Source organism: Mesorhizobium sp. M0815 (assembly GCF_040319995.1).
GTDB lineage: Bacteria > Pseudomonadota > Alphaproteobacteria > Rhizobiales > Rhizobiaceae > Mesorhizobium.
Window position 1 is genome coordinate 77,877 of sequence record NZ_JAMYOU010000008.1, and the last position, 17,425, is coordinate 95,301.

The 17,425-nt window shown below is 62.1% G+C and carries 20 protein-coding genes; 15 read left to right on the forward strand and 5 right to left on the reverse strand.

Features of this window, described 5'->3' with window-relative positions; all coding sequences use genetic code 11:
• Nucleotides 1-40 precede the first annotated feature (40 nt).
• Genes NKI01_RS11780 through NKI01_RS11815 form a run of 8 tightly spaced genes read left to right on the forward strand, consistent with a single transcriptional unit; the run spans nt 41 to nt 8,989 of the window.
• On the forward strand, nt 41-1,024 hold the full coding sequence (locus tag NKI01_RS11780) for an ABC transporter permease (protein ID WP_023720488.1): 984 nt from the start codon (nt 41-43) through the stop codon (nt 1,022-1,024).
• A complete protein-coding gene (locus tag NKI01_RS11785; protein ID WP_352963250.1) occupies nt 1,014-2,546 on the forward strand; it encodes a sugar ABC transporter ATP-binding protein in 1,533 nt (510 codons plus the stop codon). The genes NKI01_RS11780 and NKI01_RS11785 overlap by 11 nt, the downstream gene beginning before the upstream one ends.
• Nucleotides 2,547-2,576: 30 nt before the next feature.
• Entirely contained in the window at nt 2,577-3,572 is a 996-nt protein-coding gene (locus NKI01_RS11790) for an ABC transporter permease (RefSeq protein ID WP_352481460.1), read from the forward strand.
• Between the two features lies 1 nt (nt 3,573).
• Nucleotides 3,574-4,359, forward strand: a complete 786-nt coding sequence (locus NKI01_RS11795; RefSeq protein ID WP_352481461.1) for an SDR family NAD(P)-dependent oxidoreductase — start codon at nt 3,574-3,576, stop codon at nt 4,357-4,359.
• Nucleotides 4,360-4,376: 17 nt separating this feature from the next.
• Entirely contained in the window at nt 4,377-5,582 is a 1,206-nt protein-coding gene (locus NKI01_RS11800; protein ID WP_352909749.1) for a CaiB/BaiF CoA transferase family protein, read from the forward strand.
• Between the two features lie 2 nt (nt 5,583-5,584).
• Nucleotides 5,585-6,370 (forward strand): enoyl-CoA hydratase/isomerase family protein, encoded by a 786-nt coding sequence (locus NKI01_RS11805; RefSeq protein WP_352909752.1) that lies wholly within the window; start codon nt 5,585-5,587, stop codon nt 6,368-6,370.
• The gene (locus NKI01_RS11810) at nt 6,367-8,142 is read left to right on the forward strand and encodes a CoA-transferase (protein WP_352717485.1); all 1,776 of its coding nucleotides are present in this window, start codon (nt 6,367-6,369) and stop codon (nt 8,140-8,142) included. Before NKI01_RS11805 ends, NKI01_RS11810 begins: the two co-directional genes overlap by 4 nt.
• 13 nt (nt 8,143-8,155) lie before the next feature.
• A complete protein-coding gene (locus NKI01_RS11815) occupies nt 8,156-8,989 on the forward strand; it encodes an SMP-30/gluconolactonase/LRE family protein (RefSeq protein WP_352481464.1) in 834 nt (277 codons plus the stop codon).
• A gap of 31 nt (nt 8,990-9,020) precedes the next feature.
• On the opposite strand, the gene NKI01_RS11820 is transcribed toward NKI01_RS11815, so the two are convergent.
• Together NKI01_RS11820 and NKI01_RS11825 are read right to left on the reverse strand one after the other, a co-directional pair.
• Nucleotides 9,021-9,350, reverse strand: coding sequence for an antibiotic biosynthesis monooxygenase family protein (locus tag NKI01_RS11820; protein ID WP_352640318.1), 330 nt, complete (start codon nt 9,348-9,350; stop codon nt 9,021-9,023).
• Nucleotides 9,351-9,506: 156 nt separating this feature from the next.
• Complete coding sequence (locus NKI01_RS11825) at nt 9,507-10,085, reverse strand: EF-hand domain-containing protein (RefSeq protein ID WP_352909755.1); 579 nt, start codon at nt 10,083-10,085, stop codon at nt 9,507-9,509.
• 105 nt (nt 10,086-10,190) lie between these two features.
• Between NKI01_RS11825 and NKI01_RS11830 the strand changes: the two genes are divergently transcribed.
• Complete coding sequence (locus NKI01_RS11830) at nt 10,191-10,451, forward strand: DUF3606 domain-containing protein (RefSeq protein WP_352811898.1); 261 nt, start codon at nt 10,191-10,193, stop codon at nt 10,449-10,451.
• 32 nt (nt 10,452-10,483) lie between these two features.
• Here the strand turns inward: NKI01_RS11830 and NKI01_RS11835 are convergent, their stop codons facing one another.
• Entirely contained in the window at nt 10,484-11,032 is a 549-nt protein-coding gene (locus NKI01_RS11835; RefSeq protein ID WP_352859092.1) for a DNA-3-methyladenine glycosylase, read from the reverse strand.
• Between the two features lie 94 nt (nt 11,033-11,126).
• A complete protein-coding gene (locus tag NKI01_RS11840) occupies nt 11,127-11,456 on the reverse strand; it encodes a hypothetical protein (protein WP_023720476.1) in 330 nt (109 codons plus the stop codon).
• Nucleotides 11,457-11,710: 254 nt separating this feature from the next.
• Between NKI01_RS11840 and NKI01_RS11845 the strand changes: the two genes are divergently transcribed.
• Nucleotides 11,711-12,229: a metallophosphoesterase gene (locus NKI01_RS11845; protein ID WP_352591929.1), complete on the forward strand. Its 519-nt coding sequence runs from the start codon at nt 11,711-11,713 to the stop codon at nt 12,227-12,229.
• A gap of 74 nt (nt 12,230-12,303) precedes the next feature.
• Entirely contained in the window at nt 12,304-12,618 is a 315-nt protein-coding gene (locus NKI01_RS11850; protein ID WP_352963306.1) for a hypothetical protein, read from the forward strand.
• 106 nt (nt 12,619-12,724) lie between these two features.
• Here NKI01_RS11850 and NKI01_RS11855 read toward each other — a convergent pair whose 3' ends face one another.
• A complete protein-coding gene (locus NKI01_RS11855; protein WP_254815811.1) occupies nt 12,725-12,958 on the reverse strand; it encodes a hypothetical protein in 234 nt (77 codons plus the stop codon).
• 385 nt (nt 12,959-13,343) lie between these two features.
• On the opposite strand from NKI01_RS11855, the gene NKI01_RS11860 reads away from it, so the two are divergent.
• Genes NKI01_RS11860 through NKI01_RS11875 form a run of 4 tightly spaced genes read left to right on the forward strand, consistent with a single transcriptional unit; the run spans nt 13,344 to nt 17,422 of the window.
• Entirely contained in the window at nt 13,344-15,521 is a 2,178-nt protein-coding gene (locus NKI01_RS11860; protein WP_352963252.1) for a type I restriction-modification system subunit M, read from the forward strand.
• A complete protein-coding gene (locus NKI01_RS11865) occupies nt 15,518-15,964 on the forward strand; it encodes a restriction endonuclease subunit S (protein WP_352963254.1) in 447 nt (148 codons plus the stop codon). Before NKI01_RS11860 ends, NKI01_RS11865 begins: the two co-directional genes overlap by 4 nt.
• Nucleotides 15,954-16,814 (forward strand): restriction endonuclease subunit S domain-containing protein, encoded by an 861-nt coding sequence (locus tag NKI01_RS11870; protein ID WP_352963257.1) that lies wholly within the window; start codon nt 15,954-15,956, stop codon nt 16,812-16,814. Before NKI01_RS11865 ends, NKI01_RS11870 begins: the two co-directional genes overlap by 11 nt.
• Nucleotides 16,811-17,422: a hypothetical protein gene (locus NKI01_RS11875; RefSeq protein WP_352963259.1), complete on the forward strand. Its 612-nt coding sequence runs from the start codon at nt 16,811-16,813 to the stop codon at nt 17,420-17,422. The genes NKI01_RS11870 and NKI01_RS11875 overlap by 4 nt, the downstream gene beginning before the upstream one ends.
• Nucleotides 17,423-17,425 lie beyond the last annotated feature (3 nt).

The following is a 17,425-nucleotide window of genomic DNA, read 5'->3' on the forward strand; positions in this document are numbered from 1 at the left end:
ACGGCGACGGCACCCGATGCGGCCCGGAAATGAAATGGACATGAGCGAGCTTACGCAATCCTCCGCGCCAAGGCGTTTCATTGGCGGCCAGCTGCTGGGCAGCAGCCAGCTGGTGCTCGGCGTGATCCTGGCCGTGCTCTGCATCGCCATCTCGATTGCGGCGCCGCAATTCTATTCCGAGGCCAACATCATCGCCATCCTGCGCCAATGCGCGCTGGTGCTGATCGTCGCCTCCGGCATGACGATGCTGATCATCACCGCTGAAGTCGACCTGTCGGTCGGTGCGTCGCTGGCCTTTGTCGGCTGCATCGGCATGGCCGTACTCAATTCAACGCACAGCCTGACGCTCGGCCTGCTGGCGGCGCTCGCCTTTTCCGGTGCGGTCGGCCTGTTCAACGGGCTGGTTGTCACCAGGCTCAAGGTGAACTCGCTGATCGCCACCATCGGCACCATGATGATGCTGCAGGGCGGCGTCTATCTGTTCACCCGCGAAGCGGTGCAGAACCACCACCGGCTTGCAAGCTTTACCGATCTCGGCGCCGGCTATATCGGCGCGATCCCGCTGCCGGTGGTGATTGCCGCGCTGATTTTCGCGCTGGCCGCGGCAACGCTGCGCTTCACCACGCTCGGCCGTTATCTTTACGCGGTCGGCGCCAATGAGCGGGCGGTCCGCCTCTCCGGCGTGCGCTCGCAACGCCTGAAGCTGTTCGCCTTCGTCGTCACCGGCCTTTGCGTCGGCATTGCCGGCATGATCCTGTCGTCGCTGATGAATGCCGGCCAGCCGACCGCCGGCCGCGGCTTCGAGCTGACCGTGATTGCCGCCGTCATCCTCGGCGGCACCAGCCTGCTTGGCGGGCGCGGCTCGCTGCTCGGCACGCTGCTTGGAGTGCTGGTGCTGAAGGTTATCGACAACGGCATCATCATCCTCGGCTGGAACCAGGACCTGCAGATGGTGGTGCCGGGCATCGTCATCATCCTGGCGACCTATCTCGACATCGTCCGGAACAGAGCCAATGTCGGTTGACTTCCTCCATCCCGGCAAAACCGCGGCCGTCGATAAAAGCGTGCCGGCGCTGGAGATGCGCGGCATCGGCAAGCGCTTTCCCGGCGTGATGGCGCTGGACAATGTCGATCTGACCCTGGAACCCGGCAAAATCCACGCCCTGATGGGCGAGAACGGGGCCGGCAAGTCAACGCTGATCAAGATCATGGCCGGGGTCTACGGCAAGGATGCCGGCACCATCTGCCTGCGCGGCCGCGAGGCCGACATCAAGTCGCCGCGCGACAGCCTGAAAGAGGGCATCAAGGTGGTGTTCCAGGAGATCGCGCTGATCGCCGAATTCAGCGTCGCCGAAAACATCTTCCTCGAGGGCTATCCGACCGGCAAAGGCGGCTCGATCGACTGGAAGAAGATCCGCGCCGACGCGGCCGCTCTGTTCAAGCGCATCGGCTTCAACGTCGACCCGGCAGCGCGCACGGGATCGCTGCCGGTCAGCCAGCAGCAGATGGTCGAGATCGCCCGCGCGCTCGCCCATGAGGCCCGCGTCGTGGTGATGGACGAGCCGACCTCCTCGCTGACGCCGAACGAGGTCTCGCTGCTGTTCACCGTCATCCGCCGGCTGGCCGCTCTCGGCATCGCGGTGCTCTATGTCAGCCACAAGCTCGACGAGGTCTTCGAGATCGCCGACACCGTGACCGTGCTGCGCGATGGCCGTCACGTCTCGACCAGGCCGATCGGCGAGCACACCAACGACACGCTGATCCAGGACATGATCGGCCGGCGCATCGAAAACCTGTTCCCGCGCAAGCGCAGTGCGCCGGGCAGCAAGGTAGCGCTTTCGGTTGAAGGGCTCAGCACCGCCAAGAAACTGAAGGACGTATCGTTCGAGGCGCATGCCGGCGAGGTCCTCGGCTTCTTCGGCCTCATGGGGGCCGGCCGGACGGAGCTCGCCAAGGCCATCGTCGGTTACGACCCGATCACTTCCGGCGCCATTTCGGTCGATGGCAGCCGGCTGCTGCCGCACGACACCCACACCGGCGTCCGGCTCGGCATCGGACTGCTCACCGAGGATCGCAAGAGCGAAGGGCTGATGGGCGAGCTGCCGGTCTACCAGAATGCCAGCCTCGCCTCGCTCGGTGCCTTCGCCAGAATGGGCTTCGTCGACAAGGCCAGGGAACGCAAGGCGGTGCAGGACTATGTCGACCGTTTTCGCATCAGGACGCCCAGCCTGTTCCAGCAGGTCAAGAACCTGTCCGGCGGCAATCAGCAGAAAGTGCTGATCTCGCGCTGGCTGATGCGCGGTCTTAAGGTGATCGTCGTCGACGAACCGACCCGCGGCATCGACGTCGGCGCCAAGTCGGAGATTTTCGCGCTCATCGACCGGCTCGCCGGCGAAGGCTTGGCGGTCGTCATGATGACGTCCGAAATGCCTGAGCTGCTGGGCCTTGCCGACCGCATCGCGGTGATGTGCGAAGGCCGCCTCACCGCGATCATGCCTCGCGACGAGGCCACGCAGGAGAAAATCCTCAATGCGGCGATCGGATAAGATGATGACGCTTCGCAAAGGGAGCAAGCGATGAGTCTTGCAGGCACCCAGTCCATCAAAGCCGGGCCATCCATGCTGGCACGATTCCTGGCGCGGCAGGAGCTCGCCCTGCTGCTTTGCCTGATCCTGGTGATTGCGTTCTTTTCCCTGACGGCAGAGAACTTCTTCTCGGTACGCAACATCACCAATGTGCTCGGTCAGGCGTCGCTGGCGCTCACCGCCGGCATCGGCTGCGCCATCGTCTTCATGTCCGGCGAGGTCGACATCTCGATAGGGTCGCTGCTGGCGACCATCGCCCTGCCGCTGATCATCATCATGAACGAAACCAACTCGCTGCTGCTCGGCATCAGTGGTGCGCTGCTGTTCGGGCTGATCATCGGCGTCGTGAACGGCTATCTGACGGCCTATGCCGGCATCAACTCGCTGATCGTGACGCTGGGCACGATGTTCATCATGCGCGGCGGCGTCTATCTCTACACCGGCCAGCGCGCCATCCCCGACGATGCCGCGCTCGACAGCTTCATTGCGCTGTCGGACGGCCGCCTGTTCAATGTCATTCCCTATTCGGCGGTCATCGCCATCGTCCTGCTCGCGGTCTTCGCCTACATCATGCAGCACCGGCCGTTCGGACGGCAGATCTATGCCGTCGGCGGCAATCCGGAAGTGGCACGGCTGGCGGGTTACGACGTGCGCCGCGTCAAGTTCATCTGCTTCATCATCAGCGCACTGCTAGCAACGGTTGCCGGCATCATCCTGGCCGCCCGCGTCGGCTCTGCGCAACATACGGCCGGGCTGAATTTCGAGTTCCAGGTCGTTGCCGCCACCGTGCTTGGCGGCGTGAGCCTTGCCGGCGGCATCGGCAGCCTGACCGGCATGGCGCTTGGCGTGCTGATCCTGCAATTCCTGTCCAACGGCCTGCGCGGTCTCGGCCTGCCGACCGAGTGGCAGCTGGTCATCACCGGCGTGATCATCATTGCCGCCGTCGCCTTCGACGAAGCGAAGCGCCGGCGTGCCATTGGAGGCTGATATGGATCGTCTCAAAGGGAAAACCGCAATCGTCACCGGCGCCGCCGACGGCATCGGCCATGCGATCAGCGAGGCGATGGCGCGTGAGGGCGCGCACGTCGTCCTCGGCGACATCGCCGACGAGAAGGGTGAAAAATTCGCGGCGGAACTGCGCGCCGCCGGCCACCGCGCCGACTACGTCCATTGCGACGTGGCGGAGGAGGCCGATATCGCCGCCCTCATCGACGCAGCCGTCGCCAAGACCGGCCATCTCGACATTCTGGTCAACAATGCCGCCATCGCCATCGGCGGCATGCCGGTTCACGAAATGAGCGACGAGCAATGGCACCGGCTGATCGCGGTCAACCTGACCAGCGTGTTCCGCGGCTGCAAATATGCGCTGCCGCACATGATCGCGCAGAAATCCGGCTCGATCATCAACATGGCCTCGGCGCAAGGTCATATCGGGCTCGACGGCTGGACCGCCTATGCCGGCGCCAAGGGTGCGGTGATGGCGATGACGCGCCAGATGGCGGTCGAGTTCGGCCCGCTCAACATTCGCGTCAACTCGATCTCGCCCGGCACCATCAACACGCCAATGAACGATAAACTGGTCAAAGAGATCGGCGGCAACCTCGCCAAGGCCTGGGTCAAGATGCATCCGCTCGGCCGCATCGGCAAACCGTCCGAAGTGGCCGAAGCCGCTGTCTATCTGGCCTCCGACGCCGCCGGCTTCACCACCGGCACCGACCTGCGCGTCGACGGCGGCCTCACCGCAGCACCCCGCTACGTACCCGACCTGCTTTGACAACAAACGAGAAAAAAATGAACAAGGCCCTCGAAGGCGTCCGCATTCTCGATTTCAGCCATCTGCTGCAAGGGCCGTTCGCCACGCAGCTGCTCGGCGACATGGGCGCCGACGTCATCAAGATCGAGCGTGCCGGCGCCGGCGACATGTTCCGCGGCATGACCTTCTTCGCCAAATGGGTCGGCGGCTCCGAAAGCCCGAACTTTCTCGCCTGGAACCGCAACAAGCGCTCCATCGCGCTCAATCTGAAAAGCCGCAAGGTGCATGCCATCATCATGGAGATGGCGAAGAAGGCCGATGTGGTGGTGCAGAATTTCCGCCCCGGCGTGCTCGCCAGGCTCGGCTATGGCTACGAGGACTTCAAGGCAGTCAATCCCGGCATCATCTATTGCTCGGGCTCCGGCTATGGTGAGGAAGGCCCCTATGTCGAGCGCCCCGGCCAGGACATGCTGATCCAGGGACTGTCCGGGCTGATTTCCAACACCGGCCGCGGCGATCAGGCTCCTGTTCCGGCCGGCGCCGGCCTCGCCGACCAGATCGGTGCCATGAACATGGTCTACGGCATCCTGTCGGCGCTCTACTATCGCGAGAAGACCGGCAAGGGCCAGAAGATCGAGGTCAATCTGCTGGCCGGCATGCTGGCGCATCTCAACCAGGAATATGTCGCCGTGCTCAATCTCGGCGAGGATTTCGTGCGCCCGAATTCAGGCATCGGCCACCCCGGCATGCAGGCGCCGTTCGGTATCTACGAAGCGAACGACGGCGGCTATGTGTCGATCGCCATGAGCCCGTTCAAGGCGCTGTACGAGGTGCTAGAGGCGCCGCAGCTTGCTGTTTACGACGATCTGAAGACGCTGTTCGACAAGCGCGACGAGGTGTTCGACAAGGTCAACGCCGAAACCAGGAAGTTTGCCACGCAGGATCTGCTGGCGCGGCTGCTGGCGGCCGACATCTGGTGTGCCGAGGTGAAAGACATCCGCCGCGCAGCCGAAGACCCGCAGGTGAAGCACCTGGGCATGATCACCAGCTACGATCATCCGCGCGGCGGCAAGGTCAGGGTGGTCGCGCCGGCGGTCAAGATGAGCGAGACGCCGGCTACCATAGAACGGCCGGCGCCGCTGGTCGGCCAGCATGGCCGCGAGATACTGGCCGAGTTCGGCCTCTCCAGCGATGAGATTGCAGCGCTTGAGGCGTCCGGCGACATGACCGTGGATGCTGCCTGACGATGAGCGGTTACCAGACACTCACCTTGGAAATATCCGGGCGCGTCGCGGTCGTCACCTTCCGGCGCGCCGATCAGCTCAACGCCATGAACCGGCTGATGCAAAGCGAGATCACCGAGGTTTTCGAGGCGCTGTCGCAGGATGACGGTATCGGCGCGATCGTGGTGACCGGCGAGGGGCGCGGCTTTATGGCCGGCGCCGACATCAAGGAATACGCCGCCCAGACAGCTGCCGAGTTCGACGCCTTCCAGATGGCGGGCACACGCATGTATGCGGCGGTCGAGAACAACCGCCAGCCGGTCATCGCGGCGGTCAACGGCTTTGCGCTCGGCGGCGGCATGGAGCTGGTGCTGTGCTGCGACATCGTCATCGCCAACCAGTTCGCGAAGCTCGGCCTGCCCGAGATCAAGCTCGGGCTGGTGCCCGGCGGCGGCGGCACCCAGCGCAGCGTCCAGAAGCTCGGCCGCAACCGCGCCAATCTGCTGCTGATGACCGGCGCCATCGTGCCGGCTTCCGAGTTCGTCGGCGCCGGTCTGGTCAACGAGATCGTCGATGCCGAAAGGCTGATGCCGCGGGCGCTGGAACTCGCCGAGATGATCGCCGCCGAACCGGCCGCAGCGATCGAGGGGCTGAAAGCGCTGACAGCGCATGCCGTGTCGGGCAATCTGGCCGGCGGCCTTGCCATGGAGCGCGACATACTGGGCAGCCTCTGCCGCAGCGAGATCGGCCAGCGGCGCGTCAGGGAATTTGCTGAAAAGAGCGCGGCACGGGCCAAGGCTGCGAAATGACGTCCCTGGTCAAGCAAAACCGGCCGCGCTTCACCGATGTCGAGGGCCTGGCCGCGATGGTCGGCGGCGGCGACGTCTTCGGCGTCGGCGGCCATCATTTTGCCCGGCTGCCGATCGCCCTGCTGCGCGCCATCGCGCGGTTGGGCGTACGGGATTTGCGCTACGTCTGCTGGGCCGGCGGCCTGCCGCTCGAGCTGCTTCTCGAAGCGAATGCCGTGGCGGAAATCGACCTCTGCTTTTCCAGCCTCGATATTTTTGGCTTGCCGCCCCGTTTCCGCGCGACTGCCGAGACCAGTGCCGTGCCGGTCCGCGACTGGACCGCGCTGGCCATGATCCAGGCGTTGCGGGCGGCACAGCAGAACCTGCCGTCGATGCCGTTTCAGCTTCCGCAGGGTTCGGACATGCCGGCGCGCGTGCCCGGCGCGATCGCCGCGCCCGATCCGGTCGACGGAATCACGACCGGGGTCATCCCGGCCTTGCGGCTCGATACGTTCGTCGTCCATGCCCAGCGTGCCGACGAGAGCGGCAATGTCCAGATCATCGGACCACGGGCGCTGGACTTCGCCATGGCCGGCGCGGCGCGCCAGGTGCTGGTCACGGTCGAGGAAATCGTCCCGGTCGGAGCGCTGCGCCATGCTGGTCGCCAAAACATTTTGACCCGCAACCAGGTGTCGGCCATAGCGCTGGCGCCAGGCGGCGCCTATCCCGCCTCCTGCCTGCCATTCTATGTGACGGATTATCAAGCGTTGGCGGGAGCGTTGGCGGCCAAGGAGATACCTTTGGCGGACAGCCTGAGCGTGCCTTCGGAAGGTGTGCCGGAGCGGGTTCAAGACGCTGCGAAAGTCCGCGCTGAAACAGTCCTCGCAATGCCCGGGCTCGTGCACGGCGAAAAGAAGGCATCCATCGACGAGATCATCGCTGCCCGCATCGCCGCCGAGCTCGACAATGAGAGCTTTGCCAGCGCCGGCGCGGTGTCGCCGCTCGCCAATGTCGCCTACCGGCTGGCCAAGGCGACGCACGCGCCGGACATGATCATCGCGACGATGAGTTGCGGTCATCTCGACATAGCGCCGAGCCCGATGATCCTGTCGTTGATCGAGAGCCTCGATTGCGAGACAGCGGTGGCCCATGCCGGCGGCGACGACACCTATTCGACCTATTACCAGGCCGGCGCCGTGACGCATGAGATCGTCGGTGCCGCCCAGGTCGACCGACGCGGGCGCGTCAACACCATTGCGCTGCGCAAGCGCGACGGCAGCCTCATCCGGCTGCCCGGGCAGGGCGGCATGGCTGATGTCGCCAACATGCATCGCGATTATCTGCTCTACGTCCCGCGCCACTCCCCGCAGTCGCTGGTCGACACTGTCGAGATCGCCAGCTCGGCGCGCGGCTTGCTGACAGAGGCCGAACGCGAGCCGATGGGCTATCGGACCGGCGCGGCGCTGGTGTTCACCGATCTTTGCATCTTTCGGCTCGACCGGGAGAGCCGGCAATTGGTCATCGTCGAGACCATGCCGGGCGTGACGCGCCAGCAGGTCCAGGATGCCACCGGCTTCGCCCTGACATTCGATGCCGATTGCCGCGAGGTTCCGCTGCCCTCGAACGAGACGCTCGACATCCTGCGAAACCGCATCGACCCGCTTGGCCTGCGGCGTCTCGAATTCGTCAGCGCCAAGGAGCGTGGCGCGCTTATCGCCGAGATCCTGGCGGCCGACCGGCTGATGGTCGAGCGCTGTATTGCCGTGCAGCGGTCGCATACCGCAACAGGCTGAAGAGGGGTGGCGCATGGCAAAGCCGTTGCTCGAAATGTCGGCCGCGAAGGTCTTCTTCGACGGCATCTTCACCAGCCCGCGCGTCGCCCATCCGGAAGGCGTGGCCATCCATCGCGACGGCTCGATCTGGTGCGGCACCGAAACCGGCGACCTGCTGCGCCTCGCCGCCGATGGCAGCTCGGTCGAGCACATGGGCGGCACGGAGGGCTTTCTGCTCGGCATCGCCTTCGATAGCGCGGACAACTGCTTCGCTTGCGATCTCAGGCATTCGGCGATCTTTCGCTGGAATGCCGGAACGGGTCATATGGAGCGCTTCGCCTCGGCTGGCATCCGCGTGCCGAACTATCCGATCGTCGACGAGGCACGAGGCTGGCTCTACGTTTCCGACAGCCTCGGCGAAGACAGCCGCTCCGGCATTTTTCGCTACGAGTTGAAGACCGGCGAAGGCCGCCTGTGGTGTAGCGAGACCATGGCCTTCGCCAACGGCATGGCGATGGCGCCGGGTGGGAATGGGCTTTACGTCGTGGAAAGCCATGCGGCCTGCGTCAGCTATGTGCCGATCCGTGCCGACGGCACGGCAGGACCTCGCCAGCTCGTCGTGGACGGCGTGAACAACGTCCCCGATGGCGTTGCCTTCGCGCCGGACGGTTCGCTGTTCATCTCATGCTACGAGCCGAGCCGCATTTATCGTTGGCGAAAAGATAGCGGGCTCGAAGTGCTGATCGAGGATCCGGCGGCAACGACGCTCGCCCATCCCACCAACATCGCCTTCAAGGGCGACAGGCTCTACACCTCAAATCTCGGCCGCTGGCACATTACCGAGATCGACTTGACGGCGATTTATTAGGTCGAGCCGAACCGGGCGGCTCTCCTCAGAGCTATTGCAGGCGGCCGTGACTGGAGCGGATGCGCAACACCTGCACCCGCGACGGCAACTCGATCAGGAACTCTTCGTCCCGCTCGAGATGGTGGATTTTTGTCGGATCGCCGCCGGTGAACGCCGCCATCGCCTCGACATTTTCCCAATAGGAAATCGTCACGAACTCTGCATGGGTCGGCGTGTCCTCGCGAAAGGTCTGCACGCCCAGCGCCTTCTCGATCAGCGGCTTGATGCCGGCTTCATAATTGTAGCTTTCATAGGCGTCTGCCTTCTCAGGCAAGGTTCTGCCGCGCCAGATACGAGCGATGGTTGGAGTTTTCTCTGTCATGGCCATTGAATCCTGCTGTCTCGAATCGTTGCGACTCGGCATTCGGCTTGGCAAGGCCAGCCAAGCGATGCATCTGCCAGCGACGGTTTTCGCCCTCCCCGGTCGTCATAGGGGGCGCCGCCTCAGCCAGGGCCTCCTTGCCGACCGGTAGGAGACTTACTCCTGATCCTCGGCGCCTGCTCCGTGGAAGAAGGACCGGATTTCCTGCATGTCGACGCTGCCGTCACCGTCCTCATCGACGGCGTTGAATATCCGCCCGACGAAATCCTGGACTTCGCTCTGAGAAAGCGCGCCATCGCCATCCGCATCCACTATGGCGAACATCATGCGCATCCTCGCGCCATGCATCCCGCGTGCAATACCACCGCGGCCTCCCATCTCCCAACCTCGGTCAGGCGGGCCCATCCTGTAGTCACGATGCCAGTGGTCGCGACCTCGCCGTTCTGTCCGGGGCGCGCGATCCTCTTGCATTCTCTCCTCCAGCATCTCAGTCATCATCTGGCGCATCATATCGCGCATGGCATCCTGCCCGTTCACTGCGGGCGACGGTTCGGCGCCACGATCCGGCGCCGGCGCCGCGGGCGGGCTCGTCTGGCCGAATGCCGGCGCGGTCAATATGGCCAGCGCGGCTGCAATTACAGTGGTTTTGCTTGCGAGCGTCATCGTAACCTCCATCGGTATGAATTGGTGGCCGAACGTGGTCTGCATCCAAGCCAAACCGGCTGCTCGCCTCATGGTTCCTGGGCAGTCGGCACGGCCGCACAAAAGTCCGCCCGATCGCGGCAACGAAAGCGGCTTGCCCACGTTGCCATTGATGCGAAGCTCCACCAGGAGGAAAAAATGGCTGACGATAAGAGCAAGCGAGATTTCCGCGACCGCGATCGCGTTTCCGCGGAAGATGAACGTGAAGTCGAGTATTTTGCCCAACAGAACGGCATTACCGCCGACCAGGTCCGCCGGCTGATCAAGAGCTTCGGCAATGATCGCGGGCGCCTGACCGAAGCCGCGAAGGCGTTGCGAGGGATTTCACCTGCCGGAGCCGACGAGGTGACCAGGGAAGCCCGCCAACAGACAACGCCCATGCATCTCGACAAGGAGTGATGCGTGGCAGCTACTCTGCCGCTGCCGCGGCGTCAGAACTTGCGGCTCAAATAATCCGAACCGCGAAGGCCGAACCGCCACTCCGCATCGACAGCCTTGGAAATGCCGATCCGGCGGCCTGTTAGAACGGCGCTGGCGTCGCCCGGCTGCCTGAATTCGAATGGCGGCACGTCCAGCGGCAGCCCGTCATGGGATTTGTCGATTGCCAGCGCCTGGCAAAGGCGACCTGGTCCCGAACAAAGCAGCCGGGGATCGTCAAGGCCGCGATTGGCCCGCATCACGTCCAGCCCGGATTGCGGTTCGATTGCGCGGACAAGAACGGCACTGCCGGGCAGGCAGACGGCATTGAGGCACCAATGCAGGCCATAGGAGCGATAGACATAGGCGCTGCCGGGGGCGCCGAACATTGCGCCGTTGCGCGCCGTCCTGCCACCGAAAACGTGCGAAGCCGGGTCATCCGGGCGATAGGCCTCGGTCTCGACGATGATGCCGCCAACGCCATGCAAGAGCAGCGTGGCGCCAATCATGTCGCGCGCGACGATGGTAGCGTCTCGGGCAAAGAATTGATGGTTCGTGGTCAAAGTGCACCGGACGGATCGCGCCTCAACCTGGCGCGGCAGCAAGTTCCTGGACCGGACACGAAATGTCCAGCCACTGCTCTCGGATATGCGATATTCAGCGCAGCAGGGCTGCGCCGATGAAAACCGCCGCGGCCAGCACGACGATGGCGGCAATCACCATGACTGGCCCATATCTACTCGGTTGGACGTCGGGCTCATCCTTCAGCGGACGCATCGCATTGGCATAGCTCGCCTGGTTGGTGAACTCCGGCTTTTCATGAGGCGCAGACCGATCCTTTGCCGGAACGCTGCCGGCCGATTCCGCGTCCGTCTCCATGGGAGCCGCGGCTGGGTCGATCCCCGGTGTCTTATCCCCTCCGCGCCCGGCGTCGATATCGCCCCGCGCTTGAGCCGGGCTTCGCCCAACAGGTGCTGCGTCGGTCATCGTCGAGGTCCTTTCAGAGCATCGGCCTCAAGCATTCTAACCTGCGTCTCATTTCAAAGTTCCCACGTTTCAAAGTTCCCCCTTCTTAAAGTTCCCCCTTCTTAATGTTCCAACGAGCGGAAGCCGCCCAGGCCTGTTTACAGGAACAACCGACGATCGAGCGGGTTGAGCAAGCATTGGGGAGAGCAAGATGGACTTGGTGCGCCACGCGCCTACATGCGCGGCAGTTCGACAACAGGCCCCAACGAGCGCGCATGATCTACTTCACCGCCGACACGCATTTCAGCGACCCGCGCATTCTGCGCATCGACCGCCGCCCGTTCGGCTCGCTGGCGGAGCATGATCGGGCGCTCATTGCGTTCTGGAACGAGACTGTCGGCCCGGACGACGAGGTCTGGCACCTCGGCGATTTTGCCAAGGGCTCGGCGTCCTTCGTGTCGTCGCTGCTGTCGTCTCTTCATGGCAGCAAGCACTTGATCATCGGCAACAACGATGCTGCGACCACCATTGACGCGACGGGTTGGGCGAGCACGCAACATTACAAGGAGCTGAGCCTCGACGGCAGTCTGCTGATCCTTTGCCACTATCCTTTTCGCACCTGGAACCAGATCGGCCGGAGGTCGATCGACCTGCATGGCCATTCGCACGGCCGGCTCACCCCGGTCACGCGCCAGTATGACGTCGGTGTCGACAGCTGGGATTTTCGTCCGGTCACGCTTCCCGCCATCCTCGCCAGCCGCGGCCGCCGGCCGGCGCGGACAAAACCCGGCTGAAGGCGGCTGGCCGCAACCGGAACCTCCGCGGAGCTGAGGCGTTCGAAAAATTGCAAGGCGTAAAGGCAACGGCAATGGCTCAGAAGATCACGACAGGCATGAATGACCGGCCGCGCAATGAAACCATCGGCCAATCCGGCGAAGGCCTGCCGGACGATAGCAGCAGGCCGCTCGAGGTCGACGAAGGCTGGGTCGCCCGGTTGAGAAACAAGCTGCAGGGCAAGCCCCGGCAAGCCGCTCAAACCAACATGGACGAGATTCCGGCAGGCGTTCCCGGCGCTGGCGAGAACATTTGCCGCCGCTGTGCAGGGTCAGGCATGATCGACGGCCGGACCTGCCCCGAATGCGGCGGAACCGGCAAGGTGACGACGCCGATAGGCGGAGGCTGAGCAATTCCAGGAAAAGTGTAAAGCGGTTTTCCGTCCGGTATTTGCGTCAAACAATAAGATAGACCGGTTCTGCGTTTCCGCGGAACGATGAACCGTCCAGCGCCGGTCAGATCGCCGGCACCCACTTCCAGAACACGCCCTCCTTGCGGTCGGGGTAGTGCTTGAAGTCGCATTCGAAGCGCCAGCCGTAATTCTTGGCGGCGGCAAGCGCCTCCTTGCTGACCGGGTTCATGCCGGTTCCCGGCGCAAACCAGTCCTCCAGCAGGTCGTCAGGGATGTAGGCGCCGATCCTCAACGGCAGCTTTTCGAGGACGACATCCATTTCGGGCGGTGCGGGCACGGGGGCTCCCTTCGAGTACCCACGAAGAAGTCGTTCGAGGTGGATTGGGTTCCATGCAAGGGCTGAGGTGGAAGGCGACATGGGCGGGCGGGAGTGGATTCGACGTCCGGCTTTTACGAGTACGGCTGAAATAGAAGGAACGGCAGTCGGTGCTGTGGCGGCCACGGTTCAGTGGCGGGAAGTTACAGGTCGGCCAAGCTCGAGTATTCTGTCCGCGCCGGTCGTCGTCTAACAGCCCAAGCCGTCCTAACCGTCCACCAAAGCTCAATTGATCGTCGGTGTGGCGTACCAGTCGCTCCTTGACTGTGCGCGGTCGGTCGATTCTACCTCCTCGGGGGAGTGTTCGCATTCCAAGTTGAAGAAATTACCAAGGCGGACTGCTGACATGAATCTGCAAGCCCACGAGAATTTGAAGTCCACGATCTGGGAAATCGCGAATCGACTGCGCGGCCCCTATCGCCCGCCGCAATACCGTTTGGTCATGTTGCCGATTGTCGTGCTGCGGCGACTTGATTGTGTACTTGAGCCAACCAAGGACGCTGTGCTTAGGGAATACGCCAAGCTCACCGCGCAGAATATGCCGGAAAGCGCGATGGAAAGGCGGCTCGGGCGCGCGGCGGACCCGAAGCGCAAGCATCCACTTTACAATACCAGCCCATTCACCTTCGAGCGGCTTCTCGGCGATTCCGAAAACATCGCACCAAACCTCGTCTCCTATATCAACGGCTTTTCGCCCACTGCGCGGACGATCTTCGAGCGTTTCAAGTTCACCGACCAGATTGAAAAGCTCGACGCCAGCAATCGGCTCTTCACCATCGTCAAGGCGATGGCCGATGTGGACCTGCATCCCGACCGCATTGACAATTTGCAGATGGGCTACCTGTTCGAGCATCTGGTGATGCGGTTCAATGAGCAGGCAAACGAAGAAGCCGGCGACCACTTCACGCCACGCGAGGTCATCCGCCTAATGGCGAACCTCGTCTACACGGGTGAACAGGACGTCTACATCCCGGGCATTTTTCGTACGATCTTCGACCCAACCTGCGGAACGGGCGGGATGTTGTCGGAATCTGAAAAGTTCATTCTCGACCAGAACCGCCAAGCCAACCTCGCGCTCCATGGGCAGGAGTACAACGACGAGTCCTGGGCGATATGCTGCTCGGATATGCTCATTAAGGATGAAGACACAAAGAACATTATCCTTGGCGACACGCTGGGCGACGGCAAGACTCGCGACGGCTTTCAGGGGCGTAGCTTCCATTACATGCTCGCCAATCCGCCGTTTGGTGTGGAGTGGAAGGATCAGAAAACGGTTATCGAGAAGGAGCATAACGAAATGGGTTTTTCCGGCCGCTTCGGCGCTGGTTTGCCTGCGATCAATGATGGATCGCTGCTGTTTCTTCAGCACATGATCGAAAAGATGCACCCCTATGAGGAAGGCGACGAAAACGCGACCGGATCCAAGATCGCCATTGTCTTCAATGGCTCGCCGCTCTTCTCAGGTGATGCCGGGTCGGGCCCATCGAATATCCGCCGTTGGATCATCGAAAACGACTGGCTCGACGCCATTGTCGCGCTGCCCGACCAGCTTTTCTACAACACCGGCATCTTCACCTATGTCTGGCTCGTCACTAACCGCAAGCTGCCCGAACGGCGCGGCAGGGTGCAGTTGATCGACGGCACGCGCTTTTTCCAGCGCATGAAGAAAAGTCTCAACAACAAGCGCAATGAGATCACCGAGTACCAGATACGGCATCTCACCCGCATATATGGCGAGTACCGCGACGGTGAGACGGCGGATGTACGGATCAATGGCGGTACCGAAACGCGCGTGGTTTCGCGTATCTTCGAGAATCGCGAGTTCGGCTTCCTCAAGGTGACGGTGGAACGCCCCTTGCGCATGAACTTCGAGGCGACGGCGGAGCGCATCGCCAAACTGGACGACCAGTCCGCCTTCGCCAATCTGGCCACGACCAAGAAGCGCAAGGACGACAAGGCGGCAGCGCGCGAAATTGAGGAAGGCCGCAAGCTGCAAAACGCCATCCGCGCAACGCTGGCCACGCTGGCAGGCAACGGGCGCTACAGGGACCGTAAGGCGTTTGATGTCGACGTGACCCTCGCCGCCGAGCAAGCCGGGTTGAAACTTGCCACGCCCATTAGCAAGGCGATCTTCGCCGCGCTGGGCGAACGCGATCCCAACGCCGAGATTTGCCGAGACAGCAAAGGCAGGCCGGAACCGGACAGCGAGTTGCGCGATACCGAAAACATCCCATTGCCCAAGGGAACCGCCCTGCCGCTGCCTATGCAGTTCGGACCGGGCAAGCCCAATGACAAGTTGATCGAGGCGTTTCGCGATGTGATCGACATCTATATGGCGCGCGAAGTGCTGCCGCATGTGCCCGATGCCTGGGTAGACTACGACAAGACCAGGGTTGGCTACGAAATCCCGATCAACCGGTATTTCTACGTCTACAAGGCGCCGCGTCCGCTGGAGGACATCAAGGCTGACATCGCCGCGTTGGAAGGCGAAATTGCCGGTTTGTTAAAGGGGCTGGTTGCATGACGACTGCGGAACTACTGGCCGCATACAACCTACCGTCGGCCTGGAAGCAAATACGCCTTCGATGGCTTTCGAAACGCTACGCAGGCGGCACCCCTGACACAAAGAACCCAGACTATTGGGTGGGGGGAACCGTTCCGTGGCTAAACTCAGGAGCAGTCAACCAGGGCACGATCACAGTGCCTTCTGATTTCATCACCGAGCTTGCAGTCAAAGAATCGAGCGCAAAATGGATTCCGACCGGAGCCCTTGTCATGGCACTAGCGGGACAAGGTAAGACGAAAGCGACTGTCGGTTACTTAGAAATTCCAACAACAGGAAACCAATCACTTGCGGCGATCGTCCCCGAACAGATCGAAGGAAAGTACCTGTACTGGTGGTTAGCCAGTCAGTATCGGACACTCAGGAACCGGGCGGGACGGTTTGAACCTCGAAATGATCGGTAGCATTATCTGCCCTGTTCCACCCCTCGAAACCCAGCGATCGATTGCGCGGTTTCTGGATGAGCAGACGGCGCGGATCGACGGGCTGATCGAGAAGAAGCGCGCGCTGGTGGATCAGCTCGCCGAAAAGCGTCAGGCCCTTATCACGCGCGCCGTCACCAAGGGCCTGAACCCCGCCACCCCCCTGAGACCCTCCGGCATCGATTGGCTCGGCGACATCCCCGCGCATTGGGAGGTGCTGCCGGTAAAGCGATTGCTCGAAGACGCAGTTGGACTCCAGATGGGTCCGTTCGGAGGAATGCTTACCAATCTACCTGACTATGAGACCGGCTACAAACTGTACGGGCAGGAAAATACCATCTCCGGTGACTTCTCTCTCGGTCGCCGATGGATTGAAGAAGAACGCTATCAAGAATTGAAGCGCTACGAACTTCAGCCAGGTGACCTTGTCATCACCCGGAAGGGCTCTCTCGGCAATTGTCGCCGGGTCCCAGGGGATATTCTACCTGGCATCGCTGATAGTGACACGATCAGAATTCGCCCCAACACATCTCGGTTGCGGCCTGAATGGGCTCTTCTGCTTCTCCACGAAGCCCGATTTGTGTCGGAGCAAATAACTGCCGAACGGCGCGGAGCGATCTTATCAGGTTTAAATACAACTGTTGTGGGATCTCTGCTTTTCACAGTACCCCCGACGGCGGAACAGTCCCAAATAATTCAACAGATAGATAATGAGATAGGCCCCATACAAAACGTCGTCGCATTGATCGATACGTCGATCTCAAGGCTACAAGAGCACAGAGCGGCGCTCGTCACGGCCGCTGTAACTGGACAGGTTCCGGAGTTGCAATGACGCTGGATTCACCGACATATTTCGGGCATCTGCGTGCCTATGTGAACGACCGCTATGTGGTGGATGATGGCGCGGGTGGGGAAGTTGCCCTTTCAGAGAAATACTTCCCCCCCACAGGAACGCGCGCCAAGACGCGCCGCATCCGCTTACTCCTGCCGGGTCAGGGCTTGGCCTTCAAACTGGACCATGATCAAGTCGAGCTACAGCGCAAGAAGTCCAAGCCGCCGCTATTCCACTTCCTCGATGACAACGCCAAGCCTTGGTCAAAGCGCTGCGACTTCGTGATCTTCTACACGAGGGGTAGAGCGTTCCACGCCGACTGCATCGAGTTCAAATCCAAGAGCCTGACAGCCGAAAAGATCGTTCCACAATTGCGGGCCGGTATGTGCTGGGTGCGCAGCTTAAAACAGACAATCGACCATTACACCGGCGACAGTCGGAACATCAGACTTCGCAAATTTGTCTTTGGCGAGAACGACAATCCTGGCGCGTATCTGGATGCCAACCGACAACTCAACGCTGATCCCTCAATTCGCTATTACCATTTTGACGAGGTGAACGGGCAGTCCGTGGTGGCGCTGCACAATGCCTCGGTTCAGGAGATTTGAGTC

Bases quoted from the DNA above. Each gene is read 5' to 3' on its own strand.
- NKI01_RS11875 (WP_352963259.1), top strand. From the start codon at position 16,811: ATGACGCTGGATTCACCGACATATTTCGGGCATCTGCGTGCCTATGTG.
- NKI01_RS11795 (WP_352481461.1), top strand. From the start codon at position 3,574: ATGGATCGTCTCAAAGGGAAAACCGCAATCGTCACCGGCGCCGCCGAC.
- NKI01_RS11800 (WP_352909749.1), top strand. From the start codon at position 4,377: ATGAACAAGGCCCTCGAAGGCGTCCGCATTCTCGATTTCAGCCATCTG.
- NKI01_RS11845 (WP_352591929.1), top strand. From the start codon at position 11,711: ATGATCTACTTCACCGCCGACACGCATTTCAGCGACCCGCGCATTCTG.
- NKI01_RS11825 (WP_352909755.1), bottom strand. From the start codon at position 10,085: ATGAGGCGAGCAGCCGGTTTGGCTTGGATGCAGACCACGTTCGGCCAC.
- NKI01_RS11870 (WP_352963257.1), top strand. From the start codon at position 15,954: ATGATCGGTAGCATTATCTGCCCTGTTCCACCCCTCGAAACCCAGCGA.
- NKI01_RS11860 (WP_352963252.1), top strand. From the start codon at position 13,344: ATGAATCTGCAAGCCCACGAGAATTTGAAGTCCACGATCTGGGAAATC.
- NKI01_RS11810 (WP_352717485.1), top strand. From the start codon at position 6,367: ATGACGTCCCTGGTCAAGCAAAACCGGCCGCGCTTCACCGATGTCGAG.
- NKI01_RS11815 (WP_352481464.1), top strand. From the start codon at position 8,156: ATGGCAAAGCCGTTGCTCGAAATGTCGGCCGCGAAGGTCTTCTTCGAC.
- NKI01_RS11830 (WP_352811898.1), top strand. From the start codon at position 10,191: ATGGCTGACGATAAGAGCAAGCGAGATTTCCGCGACCGCGATCGCGTT.
- NKI01_RS11790 (WP_352481460.1), top strand. From the start codon at position 2,577: ATGAGTCTTGCAGGCACCCAGTCCATCAAAGCCGGGCCATCCATGCTG.
- NKI01_RS11850 (WP_352963306.1), top strand. From the start codon at position 12,304: ATGGCTCAGAAGATCACGACAGGCATGAATGACCGGCCGCGCAATGAA.
- NKI01_RS11820 (WP_352640318.1), bottom strand. From the start codon at position 9,350: ATGACAGAGAAAACTCCAACCATCGCTCGTATCTGGCGCGGCAGAACC.
- NKI01_RS11865 (WP_352963254.1), top strand. From the start codon at position 15,518: ATGACGACTGCGGAACTACTGGCCGCATACAACCTACCGTCGGCCTGG.
- NKI01_RS11785 (WP_352963250.1), top strand. From the start codon at position 1,014: ATGTCGGTTGACTTCCTCCATCCCGGCAAAACCGCGGCCGTCGATAAA.
- NKI01_RS11805 (WP_352909752.1), top strand. From the start codon at position 5,585: ATGAGCGGTTACCAGACACTCACCTTGGAAATATCCGGGCGCGTCGCG.
- NKI01_RS11780 (WP_023720488.1), top strand. From the start codon at position 41: ATGAGCGAGCTTACGCAATCCTCCGCGCCAAGGCGTTTCATTGGCGGC.
- NKI01_RS11840 (WP_023720476.1), bottom strand. From the start codon at position 11,456: ATGACCGACGCAGCACCTGTTGGGCGAAGCCCGGCTCAAGCGCGGGGC.